This is a genomic window from Stenotrophomonas sp. YJH_SMC_64 (assembly GCF_059371375.1).
In genome coordinates this window covers 97,915-116,674 of the sequence record NZ_JCAFUN010000015.1, presented here as the reverse complement: position 1 = coordinate 116,674, position 18,760 = coordinate 97,915, and the positions used below count along the sequence as shown (strand labels likewise).

At 68.0% G+C, this 18,760-nt stretch carries 18 protein-coding genes; 12 read left to right on the top strand and 6 right to left on the bottom strand.

The features are described 5' to 3' along the window. Nucleotides 1-206 precede the first annotated feature (206 nt). Nucleotides 207-2,609 (top strand): S9 family peptidase, encoded by a 2,403-nt coding sequence (locus AC5P9L_RS16900; RefSeq protein ID WP_227415866.1) that lies wholly within the window; start codon nt 207-209, stop codon nt 2,607-2,609. Nucleotides 2,610-2,700: 91 nt separating this feature from the next. Next, on the top strand, nt 2,701-3,060 hold the full coding sequence (locus tag AC5P9L_RS16895; RefSeq protein WP_005407745.1) for a DUF1428 domain-containing protein: 360 nt from the start codon (nt 2,701-2,703) through the stop codon (nt 3,058-3,060). Nucleotides 3,061-3,075: 15 nt separating this feature from the next. Here AC5P9L_RS16895 and AC5P9L_RS16890 read toward each other — a convergent pair whose 3' ends face one another. Continuing rightward, nucleotides 3,076-3,759 carry a hypothetical protein gene (locus tag AC5P9L_RS16890; RefSeq protein WP_227415867.1) on the bottom strand — a complete coding sequence of 228 codons (684 nt, stop codon included), beginning with the start codon at nt 3,757-3,759 and terminating at the stop codon, nt 3,076-3,078. A gap of 107 nt (nt 3,760-3,866) precedes the next feature. Continuing rightward, nucleotides 3,867-4,760 (bottom strand): hypothetical protein, encoded by an 894-nt coding sequence (locus AC5P9L_RS16885; protein WP_033833595.1) that lies wholly within the window; start codon nt 4,758-4,760, stop codon nt 3,867-3,869. Nucleotides 4,761-5,251: 491 nt separating this feature from the next. Here AC5P9L_RS16885 and AC5P9L_RS16880 point away from each other — a divergent pair, with 491 nt between their 5' ends. The 9 genes from AC5P9L_RS16880 to AC5P9L_RS16840 all read left to right on the top strand — a co-directional run bounded on the left by AC5P9L_RS16880 (nt 5,252) and on the right by AC5P9L_RS16840 (nt 13,161). Then, the gene (locus AC5P9L_RS16880) at nt 5,252-6,685 is read left to right on the top strand and encodes a Do family serine endopeptidase (RefSeq protein WP_012478904.1); all 1,434 of its coding nucleotides are present in this window, start codon (nt 5,252-5,254) and stop codon (nt 6,683-6,685) included. A 101-nt stretch (nt 6,686-6,786) separates the two neighbouring features. After that, nucleotides 6,787-7,152: a hypothetical protein gene (locus AC5P9L_RS16875; protein WP_004153835.1), complete on the top strand. Its 366-nt coding sequence runs from the start codon at nt 6,787-6,789 to the stop codon at nt 7,150-7,152. 8 nt (nt 7,153-7,160) lie between these two features. Beyond that, a complete protein-coding gene (locus AC5P9L_RS16870; protein ID WP_005407741.1) occupies nt 7,161-7,631 on the top strand; it encodes a phage holin family protein in 471 nt (156 codons plus the stop codon). Further along, nucleotides 7,628-8,089, top strand: a complete 462-nt coding sequence (locus AC5P9L_RS16865) for a hypothetical protein (protein ID WP_005411983.1) — start codon at nt 7,628-7,630, stop codon at nt 8,087-8,089. Before AC5P9L_RS16870 ends, AC5P9L_RS16865 begins: the two co-directional genes overlap by 4 nt. Before the next feature lie 67 nt (nt 8,090-8,156). Next, nucleotides 8,157-9,266, top strand: a complete 1,110-nt coding sequence (locus AC5P9L_RS16860; protein ID WP_005407739.1) for an AI-2E family transporter — start codon at nt 8,157-8,159, stop codon at nt 9,264-9,266. A 31-nt stretch (nt 9,267-9,297) separates the two neighbouring features. Next, a complete protein-coding gene (locus AC5P9L_RS16855; protein ID WP_049441851.1) occupies nt 9,298-10,017 on the top strand; it encodes an HAD family hydrolase in 720 nt (239 codons plus the stop codon). A 3-nt stretch (nt 10,018-10,020) separates the two neighbouring features. Further along, on the top strand, nt 10,021-11,388 hold the full coding sequence (locus tag AC5P9L_RS16850; protein ID WP_012478900.1) for a leucyl aminopeptidase family protein: 1,368 nt from the start codon (nt 10,021-10,023) through the stop codon (nt 11,386-11,388). Between the two features lie 136 nt (nt 11,389-11,524). Continuing rightward, nucleotides 11,525-12,628, top strand: a complete 1,104-nt coding sequence (locus AC5P9L_RS16845) for a catalase family peroxidase (RefSeq protein WP_076739070.1) — start codon at nt 11,525-11,527, stop codon at nt 12,626-12,628. Further along, nucleotides 12,625-13,161, top strand: a complete 537-nt coding sequence (locus AC5P9L_RS16840) for a cytochrome b (RefSeq protein ID WP_076739071.1) — start codon at nt 12,625-12,627, stop codon at nt 13,159-13,161. The genes AC5P9L_RS16845 and AC5P9L_RS16840 overlap by 4 nt, the downstream gene beginning before the upstream one ends. 645 nt (nt 13,162-13,806) lie before the next feature. Here AC5P9L_RS16840 and AC5P9L_RS16835 read toward each other — a convergent pair. The 4 genes from AC5P9L_RS16835 to AC5P9L_RS16820 are packed head-to-tail and all read right to left on the bottom strand — an operon-like array spanning nt 13,807 to nt 17,302. Beyond that, a complete protein-coding gene (locus AC5P9L_RS16835; RefSeq protein WP_005407733.1) occupies nt 13,807-14,409 on the bottom strand; it encodes a response regulator transcription factor in 603 nt (200 codons plus the stop codon). Beyond that, nucleotides 14,406-15,620: a sensor histidine kinase gene (locus tag AC5P9L_RS16830; protein WP_227415868.1), complete on the bottom strand. Its 1,215-nt coding sequence runs from the start codon at nt 15,618-15,620 to the stop codon at nt 14,406-14,408. Before AC5P9L_RS16830 ends, AC5P9L_RS16835 begins: the two co-directional genes overlap by 4 nt. A 6-nt stretch (nt 15,621-15,626) precedes the next feature. After that, the gene (locus tag AC5P9L_RS16825; protein WP_165711192.1) at nt 15,627-16,409 is read right to left on the bottom strand and encodes an ABC transporter permease; all 783 of its coding nucleotides are present in this window, start codon (nt 16,407-16,409) and stop codon (nt 15,627-15,629) included. Further along, nucleotides 16,406-17,302, bottom strand: coding sequence for an ABC transporter ATP-binding protein (locus tag AC5P9L_RS16820; RefSeq protein WP_005407730.1), 897 nt, complete (start codon nt 17,300-17,302; stop codon nt 16,406-16,408). The genes AC5P9L_RS16825 and AC5P9L_RS16820 overlap by 4 nt, the downstream gene beginning before the upstream one ends. Before the next feature lie 202 nt (nt 17,303-17,504). On the opposite strand from AC5P9L_RS16820, the gene AC5P9L_RS16815 reads away from it, so the two are divergent. Further along, entirely contained in the window at nt 17,505-18,758 is a 1,254-nt protein-coding gene (locus AC5P9L_RS16815) for an efflux RND transporter periplasmic adaptor subunit (RefSeq protein ID WP_005407729.1), read from the top strand. Nucleotides 18,759-18,760: the final 2 nt, after the last annotated feature.

Here is an 18,760-nt window from a genome sequence, read left to right as displayed (position 1 = left end):
GTACACCTTTACTTTCTTATGGTGTGCAGCAGCGCCAGGGCGCCATCGCATCGGGAATGTAAATTCTCCGTTATTCGCCACAACGCTCCCTGAAAACAGTGGTCTTCGCATTGCTGAATTTTTGGGCTTGATTCAGGCTCCGTCTGGCATACGCGCGCGGCGCGCGTGCATCTGTAATCCTTCGACGATTGCAACAGGAGGTTGCCTTGCTCGTTTCCGATCCGCTGCGGACGTGTGTCCGCGCCGCTGTCTTTGCCTGCATTGCCCTCTTGTCGCCACACACTGCACGTGCGCTGCAGGCGACCGACTACCAGCGCGCCGAACGCGTGCATGACAGTCATCTGCGCGGTGCGCTGCGCAATGCTTCGGTCCTGCCCCACTGGCTGGCCGATGGACGATTCTGGTACGAGCGCGAAGACACTCAGGGCCGGCGCCAGGCGGTACTGGTCGATCCCGTCCAGGCGACACGCCAGACCCTGTTCGAACCCACTGCGCTGGACGCTGCGGTTGCACCGCTCGGTGCCAGCGGGCCACGCCTGCGCCTGGCCAGCGTGCAGCAGGCGGACGATGGCCTGCGCCTGCGGTTCAGCGGAGAAGTGCCCGTCGATTGCCAATGGCCGCGCTGGCAATGCACACGTTCACCGGATGCGCGGCCGCCGGCCGATACACTGCCTTCGCCCGTAGGCGATGCGTGGCTGCAGGTGCGCGACAACAACCTGTGGCTGCAGTCGCCTGGCACGGTGCCACGGGCACTGACCCACGGCGGAGAAGCCGGTAACGGCTATGGCGTGCTGCCGGACTTCGCCCTGCGCGGTATTCCACGCCGTCAGGGCCGAATGCCGGTGCGGCCGTTCGCGATTGGCTGGTCTGCGGACGGGCGCTACGTGGCCGGCATCCGCTACGACGAACGCGCGCTGCAGGACTACCCCTATCTGGAAAGCAGCCCGACCCACAGCGCGCGGCCGCGCGTGCATACCGTGAAGCTGGGGGTGCTGGGCGATGCACAGCAGGTGCGCGACACCCTGTTTGTGGTGGATACCCGCAGCGGCAGGCAGCATGACATCGCGCTGCCCGAGGGCTGGAACACGCTCAGTGAGGCCGGCATCCTGGGTTGGGACGGCGATCGGTTGTATGCCGTGATCGCGCACTTCGGCACACCGCGCAGGCTGCGCCTGGTGGAGATCGATGGCAACAGCGGTGCACTGCGCACGGTTCTGGAAGAAGCCAGCGACACCCGCCTGCAGCTCAACGTGTATTCCTACAACCGGCCAGTGGTGGCCATCCTGCCCGGGGAGGACACCGCCGTGTGGTTCTCGCAGCGCGATGGCTGGGGCCACCTGTACCGGGTGCGCCTGTCCGATGGCAAAGTGCTGCGCCAGCTCACCCGCGGCCGCTGGGTGGTGCGCGACCTGCTGGGTGTGGACGCTGTCGGTGGCTGGGCGTACTTCAGCGCCGGTGGCGTCGACGCGGGCGATCCTTACGTGCGCGGCCTGTACCGGGTATCGCTGCAGGGAGGGCCGATCCAGCGCCTGGCCGCCGATGGCTACGACCACATGGCCGATGCCGGTACCGGCGCGCTGTTCGGCGGGCGCGCACCCCAGGCGCTGTCGCCCAGTGGTGGCTATCTGGTGGATACCGTTTCCCGTCTCGACCAGCCACCACGCACCGTGCTGCGGGCCAGCGATGACGGTCGCGAGCTGCTGGTGCTGGAAGCGGCGGACAACCGGGCAGTGCTTGCTGCGGGGTGGCGCCCACCGCAGCGCGAACGTCTGCTGGCCGCCGACGGGCGCACGCCGATCTTCGCCACCGTCTACCTGCCCCGCGACTATCGCGATGACGGCAGCTTCCCGGTGATCGATGCGATGTACGGCGGCGCCTTCATCAGCAATGCCCCGGTGACCTACGCCGAGGCAGTGTCCGCGCTGAATCCGGTGTCACGGGCCAGCCTGGCCGAGCTTGGCTTCGTGGTGGTCAGCATCGATGCGCGCGGCACCGGCGGCCGCGACAAGGCCTTCCATGACAGCAGCTTCCTGCACGGCGCCGATGTGCAGCTGGATGATCATGTGGCCGCGCTGCGCCAGCTGGGCGAACGCTACCCGGGCATCGACCTGCGGCGGGTCGGCATCTACGGGCATTCGTTCGGCGGTTACAGCGCGGCGCGGGCATTGCTGCGCTACCCGGCGTTCTACAAGGTGGGCGTGGCCTCGGCCGGCAGTCACAATTTCCAGGGCATGTACGGCGGCGCCCTGCACGGCATGGACCGGCTGTTCGGTGGCGTGCTGCCAGCCACGGCCATGACCGATGGCGTGCCGGCGCCCTTTGCCGGGCTCGACAACGCAGCGCTGGCCGGCAACCTGCGCGGGCATCTGATGCTGGTCTATGGCGAGCTGGACGAAAACGCACCGCCGGCGCTGACCCTGCAGCTGGCCGCCGCCCTGAACAAGGCCCAGCGCAGCTACGACCTGCTGTACCTGGCCCGGCAGGACCACGAGCTGTTCCGCAACGACGCCACCTACACGCACCGCATGTGGGACTACTTCGTACGCCACCTGGCCGGCCAGCAGCCACCGGATACGGTGCTGGCACCGCTGCCCGGTGGCCCGGGCTGAACGGGCGCCCAGAGGATGTCGATCCCCGACGCCCTGGTTCGTCGTGTACTTGAAGGCCGTGCATGCGGCACGGTCCATCCGGAGGCAGGCAATGAGCTACATCGATGGTTTCGTCCTGGCGGTGCCCACCGCCAACAAAGAGAAGTTCCTCGCCCATGCACGCACAGGGGATCCCGTTTTCATCGAGTACGGCGCGCTGCGCGTGGTCGAGTGCTGGGGTGACGACGTACCGCACGGCAAGACCACCGACTTTTTCGGCGCGGTGAAAGCCACGCCGGACGAGACGGTGGTGTTTTCCTGGATCGAATGGCCGGACAAGCCGACCCGCGACGCCGGCATGAAGAAGATGATGGAAGACCCAAGGTTTGATCCGGCGACGAATCCGATGCCGTTCGACGGCGCGCGGATGATCTACGGTGGCTTCGTGCCGATCTACGAACTGACCCGCTGAACCGGGCGGACGTGCTCAGCGCGCGTCCGTTCCATCGCTGGCGGAGGCATGGCCGGCGCCCAGTGCGGCGCCGGCGCCGAGGCCCACACCGCCCATGCCGGCCCCCATTCCGCCACCGCCGCCACCGCCCGCACGACCGCCCTTGGCATCGCCGTCGTTGCGGCCCTTGCCACTGGCACTGCCCGGCCGGGTCGGCCCCTGCGGTGGTATCTGCAGGTCGGCCGGAATCGGCGCCAGGTCCAGCGCTTCGCGCACGAAGTCGCGCAGCGAGACAACCAGTTCGTGGGTATGCACCGGTCGCCCCTGTGCAAGATCGTTGGCAGCGCGCGCAGCCAACCGCACCTGTTCGTCGGTGCCCAGCAGCAGGATGTCCGACAGCGCCGCTTCAACGGCATCGCGGATGCGGCGCGCGCGATCCGAGCGGGGTTCGGCGATGCCTTCGGCATCTTCGCGCTGGCGCAGGTCGCGGCGATGGCTGGGATCCACGCCCAGTTCGCCGGTGAACGAACCGCCCAGGGTCTTGTAGGCCGCCATCAGCGTGCGCAGCCGTTCGTTGATCTGCCGGTTCTCGCGTTCGCGGCGCTGTTGCAGGGTCTGCATCACCAGCAGGCGGATACCCACGCCCAGCAGGGTGATCAGGACCAGGCCGGCCAAGGTGGACAGCACGCCCTGCCAGGAACTGAAGTCGATACCGCGCATGCCCGGGGCTCCAGCGGAAAGAACCTGCATCTTGCCCCGGACAGTGTCCCGGAAACGCGAAAGGCCCCACCACCCGGTGGGTGGCAGGGCCTTTGGTCACGGCGCGATTACTTGCGCTTGGCGGCCTTGCGCACGGCCTTCTTGGCCGGAGCCTTCTTGGCGGCGACCTTCTTCAGCGGGGCAGCCTTCTTGGCAACCGTCTTGCGGGTAGCGGCAACCTTCTTGCCAACTGCCTTCTTGGCAACGGCGGTCTTCTTGCCGACAACCTTCCTGGCAGCAGCGGTCTTCTTGCCGACGGCTTTCTTGGCGACGGCAGCCTTCTTGCCGACAACCTTCTTGGCGGCGGCGGTCTTCTTGGTGGCGACCTTGCTGGTGGCGGCAACCTTCTTGCCGACAACCTTCTTCGCAGCCACGGCCTTCTTGCCAGCGACCTTCTTGGCGGCGACGGTCTTCTTGGCCACAGCCTTCTTGGCGGTGGCGACCTTCTTGCCGACCACCTTCTTGGCGGCCGCGGTCTTCTTGGCAACGGTCTTCTTGGCGACGGCGGCCTTCTTGGTGGCAGCCTTCTTCACGGTGGCGACCTTCTTGCCGGCAGCCTTGGTGGCGGCCTTGGTGGTCTTCTTGGCAGCGGCGGCCTTCTTGGTCACAGCCTTGCCTGCAGCGGCCTTCTTCTTGGCCACTTCCTTCTTCAGGGCAGCGGCTTCGGCCTTGGCGTTCTTCTTGGCCGCTTCCAGCTTCTTCTTGGCGTTGGCAACAGTCTTGCCGACCGACTTGGCAGCCTTTTCGGCCTTCTTGGCAACGGTCTTCTCGACCTTGGCCACGGCCTTCTTGGCCTTGGCAACGCGGGTACCGGCAGCCTTGGTGGCGCGCTTGACGGTCTTCTTGACCGACTTCACTGCGTCTTCGGCAGCGTGGGCGATGGTCTCGCCAACGTTGGTGGCGGTTTCTTTGACGTTCTCGACAGCGTCGGTCACGACCGACACACCATTACCGTTGCTCATGTTGCCCTCCTGGGGGCCTTAAGTATCAAAACGGGGCGATGCTATACCGACATTGACGATCGTGGAACGGGGCATGCGCCACCAATCGCATCTGCTGCGACGGCGATGGTGTAGTCGACCATCCCTGCAGGCACACCGTGTTTACAGGAAACCCCTTTTTTTCAGTACTGCGCCGCATGATCCGCGTCGTGACAGGCATTGGTTGTGTGCACCCGCCCGGATGCCGCGGAGGGCATGCAATATGGCGCGTCGCGGCACCGGGATGCGCAGAACTGCGCAAGTATCGTCCTGTATCCGCGCGACCTGCGGCTGACGTCCGCACACTGCCGGGCGCCGCCTCCGCTGTCGTCACCGGCCCAGCGCCGGTCGTCGCGATCCGCGTTCCCGGCGCGCGGTTTTCATGGCGCATTTATCCAGATCGCGACACACTCATTCAGCTTGTTTTACCGTAGAGCCGAACCGCCCCCATTCCCGCCAGCGAACCGACTCCCATGCGACCGCTACCTACCCTGCTCACGCTCGCAATCGCCGCCGCCTTCGGTGGCTTCGTTGCCACCGGCATCAACGCCCACCTGGACAACCGTGCCGACGCCGCTCCGCTTCCAGCGGTGGTGCCGACCATGGCGGCACTGCCAGCCGCAGTGGCCGGGCAGCAGGTTCCGTCACTGGCACCGATGCTGGAGAAGGCGATGCCGGCCGTGGTCAGCGTCAACACCAAGCAGGTGGTGCGCGTACGCAATCCCTTCTTCAACGACCCGTTCTTCCGCCGCCTGTTCCCGGACATCCCGCAGGAACGCATCAACGAATCGCTGGGCTCGGGCGTGATCATCGACGCCAGGGAGGGCCTGGTGCTGACCAACCACCATGTCATCGACAACGCCGATGACGTACAGGTGACACTGGCCGACGGGCGCACGGTCAAGGCCGAATTCCTCGGCTCGGACCGCGATACCGACATCGCGCTGATCCGCATTCCGGCGCAGAACCTGACCGACATCAAGCTCGGCAACAGCGACCAGTTGCGGGTGGGCGACTTCGTGGTGGCCATCGGCAATCCGTTCGGCTTCAGCCAGACGGTCACTTCGGGCATCGTCTCGGCGGTGGGCCGCAGCGGCATCCGCGGGCTGGGCTACCAGAACTTCATCCAGACCGACGCGTCGATCAACCCGGGCAACTCGGGTGGCGCGCTGGTCGACCTGCAGGGCCAGCTGGTCGGCATCAACACTGCCAGCTTCAACCCGCAGGGCAGCATGGCCGGCAACATCGGCCTGGGCCTGGCGATTCCCTCGAACCTGGCGCGCAGCGTGGTCGACCAGCTGGTCAAGCACGGCGTGGTGGTGCGCGGCACGCTGGGCGTGGAAAGCCAGAACCTGACCGCGCAGATCGCGCAGGGCCTGGGCCTGGGCGAAACCCGCGGTGCGCTGATCACCCGTGTGCTGGCCGGTTCGGCGGCCGCCGCCGCCGGCCTGAAGCCGGGCGACGTGGTGGTGTCGGCCAATGGCCAGCGCGTGGACAGCGCCGAAGCCCTGCACAACGTGGAAGGCCTGGCGGCGGTCGGCAGCCCGATGACGCTGGACGTACGCCGCGAAGGCAAGCCGCTGCAGATCAAGGCGACGCTGAAGGAACAGGCACGCGCGGTCACCGGCGACAGCCTGGACCCGCGCCTGGGCGGGGCCACCTTCGTCGACCTGCCCGAGTCGCTGCGCCAGTCAGGCGCCAGCGGCGTGCTGGTCAGCGAGGTCAAGCGCGGCAGCCGCGCCGCCAGCAACGGCCTGCAGCAGGGCGACATCATCACCGATGCCACCGTCGGTGAATTCGCCGACCTGGCCAGCTGGCGCGCCAACTTCCAGCAGCGCCCGCCGACGCTGGTGCTGCGCGTGCTGCGCAACAATGGCCAGCAGCAGGGCCAGCTCGTGATGCGCTGATCGCCCTGCCGTAACACCCCCTATACCCCGGCAATGTTATTGCTGTCAGTCCAGGTCGGCACCGCCGACTCCCGTTCCCCCATCGCAACAGGAGTGATTCGATGAGCCCCACCAATACCGAGAACCTGAAGGAACACCTGGGTGAAGCCGGTTCCCACCTGAAGCAGGCCGCTACGGCCGCCGGCGGTGCGATCAAGGGTGCAACCGGTGCAGCGACCGACGAGCTTCGCATCGGCAAGGCCAACGTCAAGGCTGAATTGTCCGACAGTGCACTGTCCGGCCTGGCCGCCGCCGAGTTCGGCGGTGCCGCCGCCAAGGAACAGGTCGATGCGCTGATGGACAAGGGCAAGGACCTGATCGACAGCGCCGCCGAACTGATCCGCGAACGTCCGCTGGCCTCGTTCGGCGTCGCCTTCGCAGCCGGCTGGATCATCGCCAAGCTGGCCCGCGGCAGCAGCGACAAGTAAGCCGCAGCGTGAGCGAAGACAACACGCAAGCGCCTGATCCGGCGGCCACCCCGCCGCTGGATGAGAGCATCCGCCAGGTCGGCGCGGCCGGTCGTGCCGCTGCCGATTCGGCCAAGCACACGCTGCGTTCACTGCGCCGGCTGGCCTCGGCCGACTTCGCGCTGGCGCGCAGCGCATTCGGTCGTGCGCTGGCCTGGGCCGGCGTGGCGATCGTGTTTGGTGCATCGGCGTGGCTGCTGATGGCTGCCACCCTCATCGCGCTGCTGCAGAGCTGGGGCCTGAGTTGGCTGCAGGCCCTGCTGATCACCTCGCTGCTGAGTCTGGCCGTCACCGGCTATGCGATCTGGCGGGTGTCCTACTTCTTCCACCACACCGGCATGCACGCCACCCGGCGTCAGCTGTCACGCCTGGGCCTGTTTGACGAACCCAGCGAAGACGACCCTGATGCCGGCGTGCAGCTGCCCGAGGGCAAGCCATGAAGTTCGGCGCGCTGCAGCGGCGGGTAAAGCGCTGCGAACAGGTGGTGACCGTGCGCCTGGGCGAGACGCAGGACCACTGGTCCACCCTCGGCCAGGTATGGCGACAGGGCTGGTCGCCGTTGCGCATCGTGGTGGTCGGCCTGGCCGGTGGCTTCATCGCCGGCAAGCTGGAGGTGCCGGGCAAGGTCAACGGTGCCCGCTGGCTGCAGATGGTCGGTTCGGTCTCGAACCTGTTCGCCAGTGCGCAGGCGGCGTTCGCCACGGCGATGGCGGCGCAGGCCGCGGCCACCGCCGACGATGCGGCCGAAGAAGCCGACGATGCCAGCGAGCAGGCACAGGCAGCGGCCTCCGCTGCCGGAGCACGGCCGGCACCGGCGCCACGCTCCGTGCCGGAGCCAGAACCGGACCTGCGCGGACCGCGTCCGGCCGAAGCGGCCACCGAGCTGTCCGAACGTTGATCCATGGAATCCGCCGCGCCGATCGCGGCCGGCGGATAATGCGCTCCCCTTTCCGGTTGATGCGTCGATGAGCGAGTCCCTCCTGTCCCCGCCACCGGCCGGCCCCGACCAGCCAGAGGCCGCGCTGCCACCACCGTCGCGCCCGCGCGGGCCGATGTCGCTGGTGGTGCTGGCGACCCTGGCGGTGGGCTACACGCTGTGGGCCGCGCAGGACATCATCCTGCCGGTGCTGCTGGCGATGTTCTTCGCTCTGGTCGGCAACCCGATCCTGCGCCTGCTGCAGAAGCTGTGGATTCCGCGCGCGCTGGGCGCACTGTTGATCCTCGGCGCCGGCCTGGGCGTGACCGGTTCGCTCGCCGTGCAGCTGATCGGCCCGGCGATGGAATGGGCGCAGGAAGCCCCACAGCAGCTGCGCAAGGTCGCCCGCCAGGTGCAGGACCTGACCAAGCCGGTGCAGCAGGCCAACCAGGCGGCGGAAAACTTCGCCCGTGTGGCCGGTGGTGACAGCAACCACAAGGTGCAGGTGATCCGTACCCAGCTGGACGACCCGTACCGCATGCTGACCCGTGCACCGCGGCTGGCTGCCTCGGTGTTGGCCGTGGTGCTGCTGACGCTGTTCTTCATGATCTACGGGCAGAGCCTGCAGCGCGCGGCGATCGCCCTGTTCCCCAACCGCCAGCAGCAGCGCTTCACTACGGACATCCTGCGTTCGATCGAACGCGAGGTCTCGCGTTACGTGCTGACCATCAGCGTCATCAACACTCTGGTCGGGCTGGTGTTCGCCGGCGTGCTGATGCTGCTCGGTATCGGCCTGCAGGAAGCGCTGCTGTGGGGCACGGTGGCCGCGCTGCTGAATTTTGCGCCGTATGTGGGTCCGTTGATCGGCGTGGCGCTGATGCTGTTGATGGGCTTCGTCGAGTTCCGCGACCCGCTGCAGGCCCTGCTGCCAGCGGCCGCCTACCTGGGCCTGCACACCCTGGAAGGGCAGATGGTGACCCCGATCGTGCTGGGCCGTCGGATGAAGCTGTCGCCGCTGGTGCTGATCCTGGCGCTGATGGTGTTCGGCTGGGCCTGGGGCATGATCGGGCTGCTGCTGGCGGTGCCGCTGCTGGTGTGCATCAAGCTGGTGCTGGCACGCCTGGACGGCATGCAGGGCTGGGCACGCCTGCTGGAATGAAAGCCCGCGCGGGCAGGGGTAGAATGGCGGGGTGAATTTCCCCGTCCAAGCCATCACCCTCGACCTTGACGACACGCTGTGGCCGTTCGCTCCGATCGGCGCCCGCATCGAACAGGTCCTGCACGCCTGGATGTGCGAACACAGCCCCGCTACCGCCGCGATGTATCCGGTGGAGGCGATGCGCGAACTGCGCGAGCGGCTGTACCACGCCCATCCGCACCTCCACCACGACCTGAGTGCACTGCGCCGGCTGACCCTGCACGAAGCACTGCACACCAGCGGTGCCAGCCTCGATCTGCTGGAGCCTGCATATGAAGTGTTCTACGCCGCGCGCAACCAGGTGGAGTGCTATCCCGATGCGATCGACGCGCTGGCGCGCATTGCCGCACGGGTACCGGTGGCGGCGCTGAGCAACGGCAACGCCGACCTGGAGCGGATCGGCCTGGCCCATCATTTCGCCTTCCAGCTGGGTTCGCGCGAACACGGCGCGGCCAAGCCCGAAGCCAGCATCTTCCATGCCGCGTGCACCCGCCTGGGTGTGGCACCGGCACAGGTGCTGCACGTCGGCGACCATGCCGACATGGACGTGGCCGGGGCGATTGCCGCCGGCCTGCGCGGCTGCTGGATCAACCGCGACGCAGCCACCTGGACCCATCCGCAGCTGCAGCCGGACCTGCAGTTCGACACCCTTACCGGCCTGGCCGACTGGTTGGATGCCAACCTCGACGCCGCCGCACCCCGGAGTACCTGACGCATGAGCGAGATCACTGGTTTCACCGCCGACACCGCTGCGGCGCTGCCGTTGTACGTGCTGGACCGCGAGCAGTTCGCCGCCTGGAAGGACAGCCAGCCGGCTGCCACGCAGGCGTGGCTGGCATCGCAGGGCTTCAACGCCGGCGCCCACAGCGTGGCACTGCTGCCGGGCGCCGATGGCCTGGCCGGTGCCGTGATGGGCGTGGGTGATCGTGCCGATGCCTACAGCTATGCGCATGCGCCGCACGCGCTGCCGGAAGGCAGCGTCTGGCAGCTGGCCAATGAACTGCCGGCCGCCGAACTGGCGCTGCTGCAGCTGGGCTGGGGCCTGGGCAGCTACCGCTTTGACCGCTATCGCAAGCGCAACCGCGCACCGGCGCAGCTGGTGGCCTCGCCGACCGGCGAAGTGGCCGACCTGATCGCCGCCAGCCTGCGCGTGCGCGACTGGGTCAACACCCCGACCGAAGACATGGGCCCGCAGCAGCTGGAAGACGCCGCGCGCGCGCTGGCCCATGCACATGGTGCGCAGGTCGAGGCGATTACCGGCGACGAACTGCTGAAGCAGAATTTCCCGGCCATCCACGCCGTGGGCCGCGCTTCGCACCGTGCGCCGCGCCTGGTCGTGCTGCGCTGGGGCAGGGAAACCGACCCGGCACTGGTGCTGGTCGGCAAGGGCGTGTGCTTCGATACCGGCGGGCTGGACATCAAGCCGGCCGACGGCATGCGCAACATGAAGAAGGACATGGGCGGCGCCGCGCACGCACTGGCCCTGGCCGGCCTGGTGATGGCGCGCGGGCTGCCGGTGCGCCTGACCCTGCTGGTGCCGGCAGTGGAAAACGCGATCGGCCCCGATGCGTTCCGTCCGGGCGAGGTCATCGCCACCCGCAAGGGCCTGAGCGTGGAGATCGACAACACCGACGCCGAGGGCCGCGTGATCCTGTGCGACGCATTGACCTTCGCCGGTGAGCAGAAACCGGACCTGGTGCTGGACTTCGCCACCCTCACCGGTGCCGCGCGCATCGCCCTGGGCCCGGACCTGCCGGCGCTGTTCAGCAACGACGACACGGTGGCCCAGCAGTGGCTGCAGGCCGGTGACGCGACCCGCGACCCGGTCTGGCGCATGCCGCTGTGGCGCCCCTACCTGCGCTACCTGAGCAGCGGCATCGCCGACCTGGCCAACGCCGGTTCGCGCATGGCCGGCTCGGTTACCGCCGCGCTGTACCTGGAACGCTTCCTGGAAGACGGCCAGCGCTGGGCGCATCTGGACGTGTATGCCTGGAACGACGGCGAGCGCCCGGGCCGTCCGGCCGGTGGCGAAGCGCTGGCGCTGCGCTCGGCGTGGGCGATGCTGAAGCAGCGCTACAGCTGATCGGGTGGGTGCCGACCGTTGGTCGGCACCCCGTCCCCGGAAAATCTGACGAAAAATTGAATTTCGGCCCCGGCCGGGTTCTGCGAGGATGTGTGGGTCGACCACCCACACGCTCCGTGAAGGCAGGACTCCGACCATGTCGCTCTTCCGCTACACCCGCGCTGGCCAGACGCCTGGCGCGCCACGCAAGCATTCACCCCTGCTCTGGATCGCACTGATCGCACTCATCCTGGGTGCGGTCGCGCTGGCCTTCGCCTGGCTGGCCGGCTGGATTGGCGGCCGCCTGACCGCGCAGCGCTTCACCGACACCATCGAAGCCACCGGCCCGGCACATCCCGGGTTCCGCCGGGCGCACAGCAAGGGCATCTGCGTGAGCGGCTGGTTCGAACCCAGTGCACAGGCCCCTACCCTGTCCAGTGCACGGGTGTTCTCGCAGCGCCGCGTGCCGGTGATGGGCCGCCTGTCGATCGGCGGCGGTGATCCCTACGGCGCCGACAACACCGCGCGCGTACGCAGCCTGGCGGTGCAGCTGGTCAGCGATGACGGCCAGGAATGGCGGATGGCAATGAACAGCTTCCCGTTCTTCGCGGTGCCCGATGCCGAGGCGTTCTACGAGCAGACGCGCGCCTCCATTCCCGACCCGGCCACCGGCAAGCCCGACCCGCAGAAGATGGCCGCGGTGCTGGCGAAATACCCCAGTGCACAGGCGTTCCAGCAGTGGGCCAGGACGGCACCTTGGACCAGCAGCTGGGCTGACACCACCTTCAACAGCGTCAACAGCTTCTGGTTCACCAACGCGCAGGGCCAGAAGCGCGCGGTGCGCTGGCGCTGGCAGCCGCAGGCGCCGGTGGTGGAGATGGATGCGGAAACGCGCAAGCAGGCCAGCGTCGATTTCCTCAGCCAGGAACTGCAACAGCGCATGGCCAGCGGCCCGGTGCGCTGGAACCTGGTCGTCACCACCGCCGAGCCCGGTGATGCCATTGATGATCCCTCGGTGCCGTGGCCCGAGTCGCGTGATCAGGTGGTGGCCGGCGTACTCAGCCTGGACCGCATGCAGTCGCAGGAAAAAGGCGCGTGCGGCCAGATCAACTTCGATCCGCTGATCCTGCCCAGCGGCGTGCGCGGCAGTGACGATCCGATCCTGGCGGCCCGCTCGGCGGTGTATTCGCAATCCTTCAACCGCCGCGAGCGCGAGCGCGCCAGCGGCAACGTCGAGCAACCGAAGGAGGCCGCACGATGAGCACCGGCAACGGCCACTTCAACCTGCTGGCGCGGATGCTGCACTGGACCATGGCGCTGATGATCATCGCCATGCTGTTCATCGGCGTGACCATGGTCGCCTCGCTGCACCTGCGGCCGATGCTGATCGACCTGCACCGACCACTGGGCATCGCGATCCTGCTGCTGGTGCTGCTGCGCCTGTACAACCGGCTGCGCCATCGCCCGCCGCCGCTGCCGGCGGATCTTCCGGTATGGCAGGTGATGGCGGCCAAGGCCTCGCACTGGATGCTGTATGCGCTGATGCTGGCGATGCCGTTGATCGGCTGGGCGATGCTGTCGGCCGGCGGTTACCCGATCGTGCTGTGGGGTGGCCTGCACCTGCCGCCGATCGTGCCGCACACCCCGGCGTTGTATGCCGCGCTGCGCAATGCGCACAGCTTGTTGGCGTATGTGTTGTTCGCCACGGTGCTGATGCACGTGGGTGCGGCGTTGTTCCACCTGTGGGTGCGGCGGGATGGCGTGTTCCAGGCGATGGCGCGCGGGAAGGATTGAGCGGATTCGCCGGGTGTTCCCGGCGGATTGTTTCCGCGACTGCGGAGGGGTGTCACTTTCTTTGCGCGCAAAGAAAGTAACCAAAGAAACGCTCCGCCGGCCGCGAGCCGGCGTGCTTCGCACGCCGGTGCCCTGCGCTCCTCGGTCCGTCGAGGGACGGCGCGGGAACTCGCTGCGCTCAGACACCCGCACCTCTTCGCCCTCGCCGGACCTCCGGTGCTCGGCTCGCTTGAAGGCGGACTGGAAGGTCAAGATCAAGAGCAACAGCATCCACGCATGGCGTGGATCTACTGGGTGCAGCTGTGGCTTTTGACGTTGGGTCCGCCTTCTAGCGAGCCGAGCATCGCAGGGGAATCAGGGGCGTAGAGGCGCCGGTGTTTGAGCGAAGCGAGTTCGGCGCCGTCCCCTGATTCCCCGAGAAGCGCAGGGAACCGTCGCGTAGCGACGGCTCGCGCTCTGGCGGCGTGTTTCTTTGGTTACTTTCTTGATGGCGCACATCCATGTGCGCCACCCTACGGGCCGGCTACGCCGTTCCACGCTGCTCCTGCAGCGTGGTGCACGAGCAAAGAAAGTGACACCTCTCCGCAGGCGCGGTAACAATCCGCCGGGCAGCGCCCGGCGCTACCAGTGCGTCGGCGCACGCCCCTACAACCACCCCTTCTGCCGCGCCAGCCGGTACGCCTCGATCCGGTTGGCCACGCCCAGCTTGCCGATGCACTCGGACAGGTAATTGCGCACCGTGCCATGCGACAACCCCAGCTGCTCGGCAATCTCGCTGGCGGTACGGCCCTCGCCCGCCAGCCGCAGCACGCGGCGTTCGCGGTCGGTCAGCGGGTCGGCCTGCGACCACGCATCCAGTGCCAGCTGTGGGTCGATCGCGCGGATGCCCTGTTTCACCTTGCGCAGGGCATCAGCCAGGTTCTCGGCCGGTGCGTCCTTCAGCAGGTAGCCCAGCACGCCCGCTTCCAGCGCGCGGCGCAGGAAGCCGGCACGGGCGAAGGTGGTCACGATCACGACCTTGATCGGCAACTCGTGGCGGGCGATGCGCTGGGCCAGTTCCAGCCCGGACAGGCCAGGCATTTCGATGTCAGTGACCAGAATGTCCGGCTGCAGCTGCTGCAGCATGCGCCACGCCGCCTCGCCGTCGGCAGCGCTGCCCAGCACCTCGATGTCCGGCTCCAGGCCCAGCAGCGCCGACAATGCACCGCGTACCATCGCCTGGTCTTCGGCCAGCAGGATGCGGATCATGCGGCACCATCCCGTGCCAATGATGCTGACGACAGCGGCGTGGTCGCGGCCACCAGTGGCACGCGCACGGTCACTAGGGTGCCTTCGCCGCGCGGCGACTGCAGTGACAACTGGCCGCCCAGCGCCATCGCCCGTTCGCGCATGCCACACAATCCGTTGCCCTCGGCCTGTACGCCACCGCGGCCGTCATCGCGTATCTGCATCACCAACTGTCGTTCCTCAAGCATGAAATCCACCTGCACCCGGGTCGCCTGTGCGTGGCGCACGATGTTGGTCGCAGCCTCGCGCAGCACCAGCGCCAGCCCACGTTCCACGTCGACCGGCATCGGCGGCGGCAGTGTGTACTGCAGGTGTACCTGCTGGCATTCCAGCAGCAGCCGCGCCGAGGCCAGCTCGCCAGCCAGGTCGCTGGCGCGGATGCCGGTCACCGCACTGCGCACCTGGGCCAGCGCCTCGCGGGCGATCGCCTCGGCTTCGCCGATCTCCTGCCGCGCGCGCGCGTCATCACGGTCGTACAGCTTGCGCGCCAGCTCCAGCTTCAGCGTGATCAGCGACAGCGTGTGGCCCAGCAGGTCATGCAGATCGCGGCCGATGCGCTCGCGCTCGGCGGTAGTGGCCAGCCGCCGCACCTCGTCCTGGGACAGCTGCAGGGCAACGTCCCGTTGATGGCTCAAGGCCTCCACGTTCACCACCAGGCCGACGATGAACGACACGGCCGGCATCCACACCATGGCTTGCCACGGATAACCGACGTAGAGCGCAGCGCCGCAGAACAACAGGTTCAGGCCGGTGAGCTGCAACAGGTACACCCACCAGCCGCCACGGCTGCTCATGCGGATCATCACGCAACCGAAGACGAAGTAGCTCAGTCCCGACGGATACCACGGCAGCAGCACCAGAGCCATCAGGATCATGCCCAGCGCATAGCGCCATGCGTGATGCCGTGGCGCCAGCATCACCTTCGCATAGAGCAGCAGGAACAGCGGATAGCTGGCCACGGTCAGCAGCAGCCAGCGCACCGTGAAGCCATTGCCGAGCACCGGGGTGAGGAAGATCCAGACCGACCACAGCAGGTGGATCGCACCGCTCCAGGGCGACTTGCCACGCCGCAGCAGGTCGGCCACCGCCGAGTCCGGCGCGGGGCGCAGCAGGGACGCAAGCCAGCTCGACGACACGGAAGAATCCAGGCGGGAATGATCGCTGCCGATCATGCCAGTTCAGCCGATCCGGCGCAGGCGGCGGCGCGCCAGCAGCAGCGCCACCACCGTGACCGCCAGCAGCACCAGCAGGTGGCCAGCCATGCCGCCCACCGACGGCAGCCCGACCACCGGCAGCGCCAGCTGCGCCAGATGCCAGGTTGGCCACAGCGGTGCCATCATCGAGAACACCTTGGGCAGCGCCGACAACGGCAGCCACAGGCCCGACAGCAGGGCCAGCGGCAGGTAGACCAGGTTGACCATCGCCGGCGCCGCGCTGGCACTGACATGACTGCCGATCAGCAGGCCGATCGCGCCCAGCGGCAGCGCTGCCAGGCCCGCCACCGCCAGCAGCTGCAGCATCTGCACTGCCTGCAGCTGCACGCCACCCAGCGCGCGCGCCACCCCAATCAACAGGGCGGCTACCAGCAACGCGAACATCACGGCCATCGCCAGTCGCGCCAGCAACGGTGCCGCCGCCGGCATCGGCAGCGCTCGCTTGAGGGTCAGCAGGCCGCCTTCACGGTCCAGCGCCAGCTGCACGCCGAAGCCGAACAGGGCCGGGGCCATCGCACCGAACACGCAGTAGGTGGCCAGCAGGTAGAGCGGTGCATGGCCGCGGCCCAACAGCACGCCGAACAACAGGTAGAACAGCACCGGGAACAGCAGCGAAGGCACCGCGAAGGCGGGTGTACGCCAGGCGCGGCGCAGCTCCGCCACCAGTTCAGCGCCGTACGGGCGCAAGGCCTGGCGCCACGCCGATACCGGCGCGGGTGTAGTGCCGGTACGGGTCATCGTGTTCATGCGGCCTCCCGGGTCATGTCGAGGAAAGCGTCGGCCAGTGCCGCGCCCTGTACTTCCAGCTCACGCAGCTGTGCATCGGCGGCCAGCAGGCGCGCCACCACCGGCTCGGCCGGGCTCGCCAGCAGCTGCAGATGCTCGCCGTCACGCTGCACCTGCTGCACGCCCGGCCATTGCTGTACGTCTTCAACAGTCAGCACGCTGCGGCAGCGGATGCGGCGCGGCCGATCGGCCAGGCGCAGCTCGCTCAACGGTGCATCGGCCAGCACCCTGCCCTGCTCCAGCACCACCACCTGCTGCGCCAGCGCTTCGGCCTCTTCCAGATAGTGGGTGGTCAGCAGCACGCCGCAGCCTTCGGCCACCAGCTGCCGGATCGCCTGCCACATCGCCTGCCGCGCCTGGATGTCCAGGCCGGTGGTGGGCTCGTCCAGGAACAGCACGCGCGGGCGGCCACACAGCGCGATGGCGAACTGCACCGCGCGCTGCTGGCCACCGGACAGCTGACCGTAGCGACGGCCTGCCAGTGCCTGCAGGCCTGCGCGCTGCAGCACCTCCTGCAACGGCATCGGGTCCGGATAGCAGGCGCTCGCCTGCGCCACCAGTTCGTCCACCTGCAGCATCGGCGGCAGGCTGGTGCTCTGCAGCATCACACCCAGGCCGAGGCGGCTGCTGCGCTGCTGCGGGTCGCCACCGAGCAGCTCGACCTGGCCGGCATCGGCGCGGCGCAGGCCCAACAGCACGCTGATCGCGGTACTCTTGCCGGCACCGTTGCGGCCCAGCAATGCCAGCACCTGGCCAGCGCGGACCTGCAGGTCGATGCCCTGCAGGGCGGTATGGTCGCGGTAGCGCACCTGCACCTGCTGCAGGCGGGCCAGCGACGGGGCGATCGGATCCATGGGCGGTACCGGTAGCGGGGACGTTGCCATCCTGTGCCGCCGTGGTCACATTTCGCAGTTGCCGCCGTCAGTGTCATCGGATGACAGCTGTCACTGCCGTCATCGCTGTGCCTGCCTTCATGCTGTGCCGCACGCTCCACCGCCGGAACCGCCGCCGTCCGCGCTTCCGGCCATACCCGCCCGAACGCCTGTGATGGAACGAATGAACGCTTCTGCCGAGCTGTTGAAGGAACTCCGTATCGACCGCAAGTCGCCGCCGCCCGCCTCCGGTGGTGGCAGCAATGGCGGTGGCCGTCGTTGGCTGTGGATCGCGATCATCGTGGTCGTGCTGCTGATCGCCGCTGCCGTGGCCTTCCTGTTCGGCCGCGCGCCGGCCGTGGAGGTGGAAACCGCGCCGGCGGTGGCCATCCAGCAGGGCAGCGCCAGCAGTTCGGTGCTCGATGCCAGTGGCTACGTGGTCGCCCGGCGCATGGCCACGGTCTCGGCCAAGATCACCGGCAAGGTGCGCGAGGTGATGATCGAGGAAGGCATGCGGGTCGAAGCCGGCCAGGTGATGGCCACCCTGGATCCGATCGATGCCGATGCGCAGCGCAGCCTGTATGCCTCGCAGTTGCAGGCCGCGCGCAGCCAGGTGGCCGGGCTGGAGGCACAGCAGAAGCAGGCCGCCGCCGAAGCCAGCCGCCTGCAGGCGCTGGTCGGCCAGCAACTGGTGTCACGTTCGCAGTACGACCAGGCCGTGGCCCAGCGTGACAGCCTGCGTGCGCAGCTGGAAACGGCCCAGCGCAACGTCAAGGTCGCCAACGACCAGCTGGCCATTGCCGATCTGGGCGTGGACAACAACATCGTGCGCGCGCCGTTCTCCGGCGTGGTCACCGCCAAGGCCGCGCAGCCGGGCGAAATCGTTTCGCCGCTGTCGGCGGGCGGTGGTTTCACCCGTACCGGCATCGGCACCATCGTCGACATGGACTCGCTGGAGATCGAAGTCGAGGTCGGCGAGGCCTTCATCGGCCGCGTGCAACCGAAGATGCCGGTGGAAGCCACGCTCAACGCCTATCCGGAGTGGAAGATTCCGGGCGAGGTCATCGCCATCATCCCCACTGCCGACCGCGGCAAGGCCACGGTGAAGGTGCGCGTGGCGCTGAAGGTGAAGGACCCGCGCATCGTGCCGGAGATGGGCGTGCGGGTCAGCTTCCTGGAGCAGGCGCAGCCGCAGGCGGCCGCCAAACCGCAGGGCGTGCGCGTGCCGGCTGGCGCGGTGGTCCAGCGCGAGGGCGCCTCGGTGGCCTTCGTACTGGGCGACCAGAGCCGCGTGCAGCAGCGCACGGTCGAGGCCGGCCAGGCGATGGGCAAGGACCGCCAGATCCTCAAGGGCGTCAGCGCGGGTGAGTCGGTGGTGGTGAACCCGCCGGACACCCTGCGCGATGGCGCCAAGGTGCAACAGAAACAAGCGCAGTAACG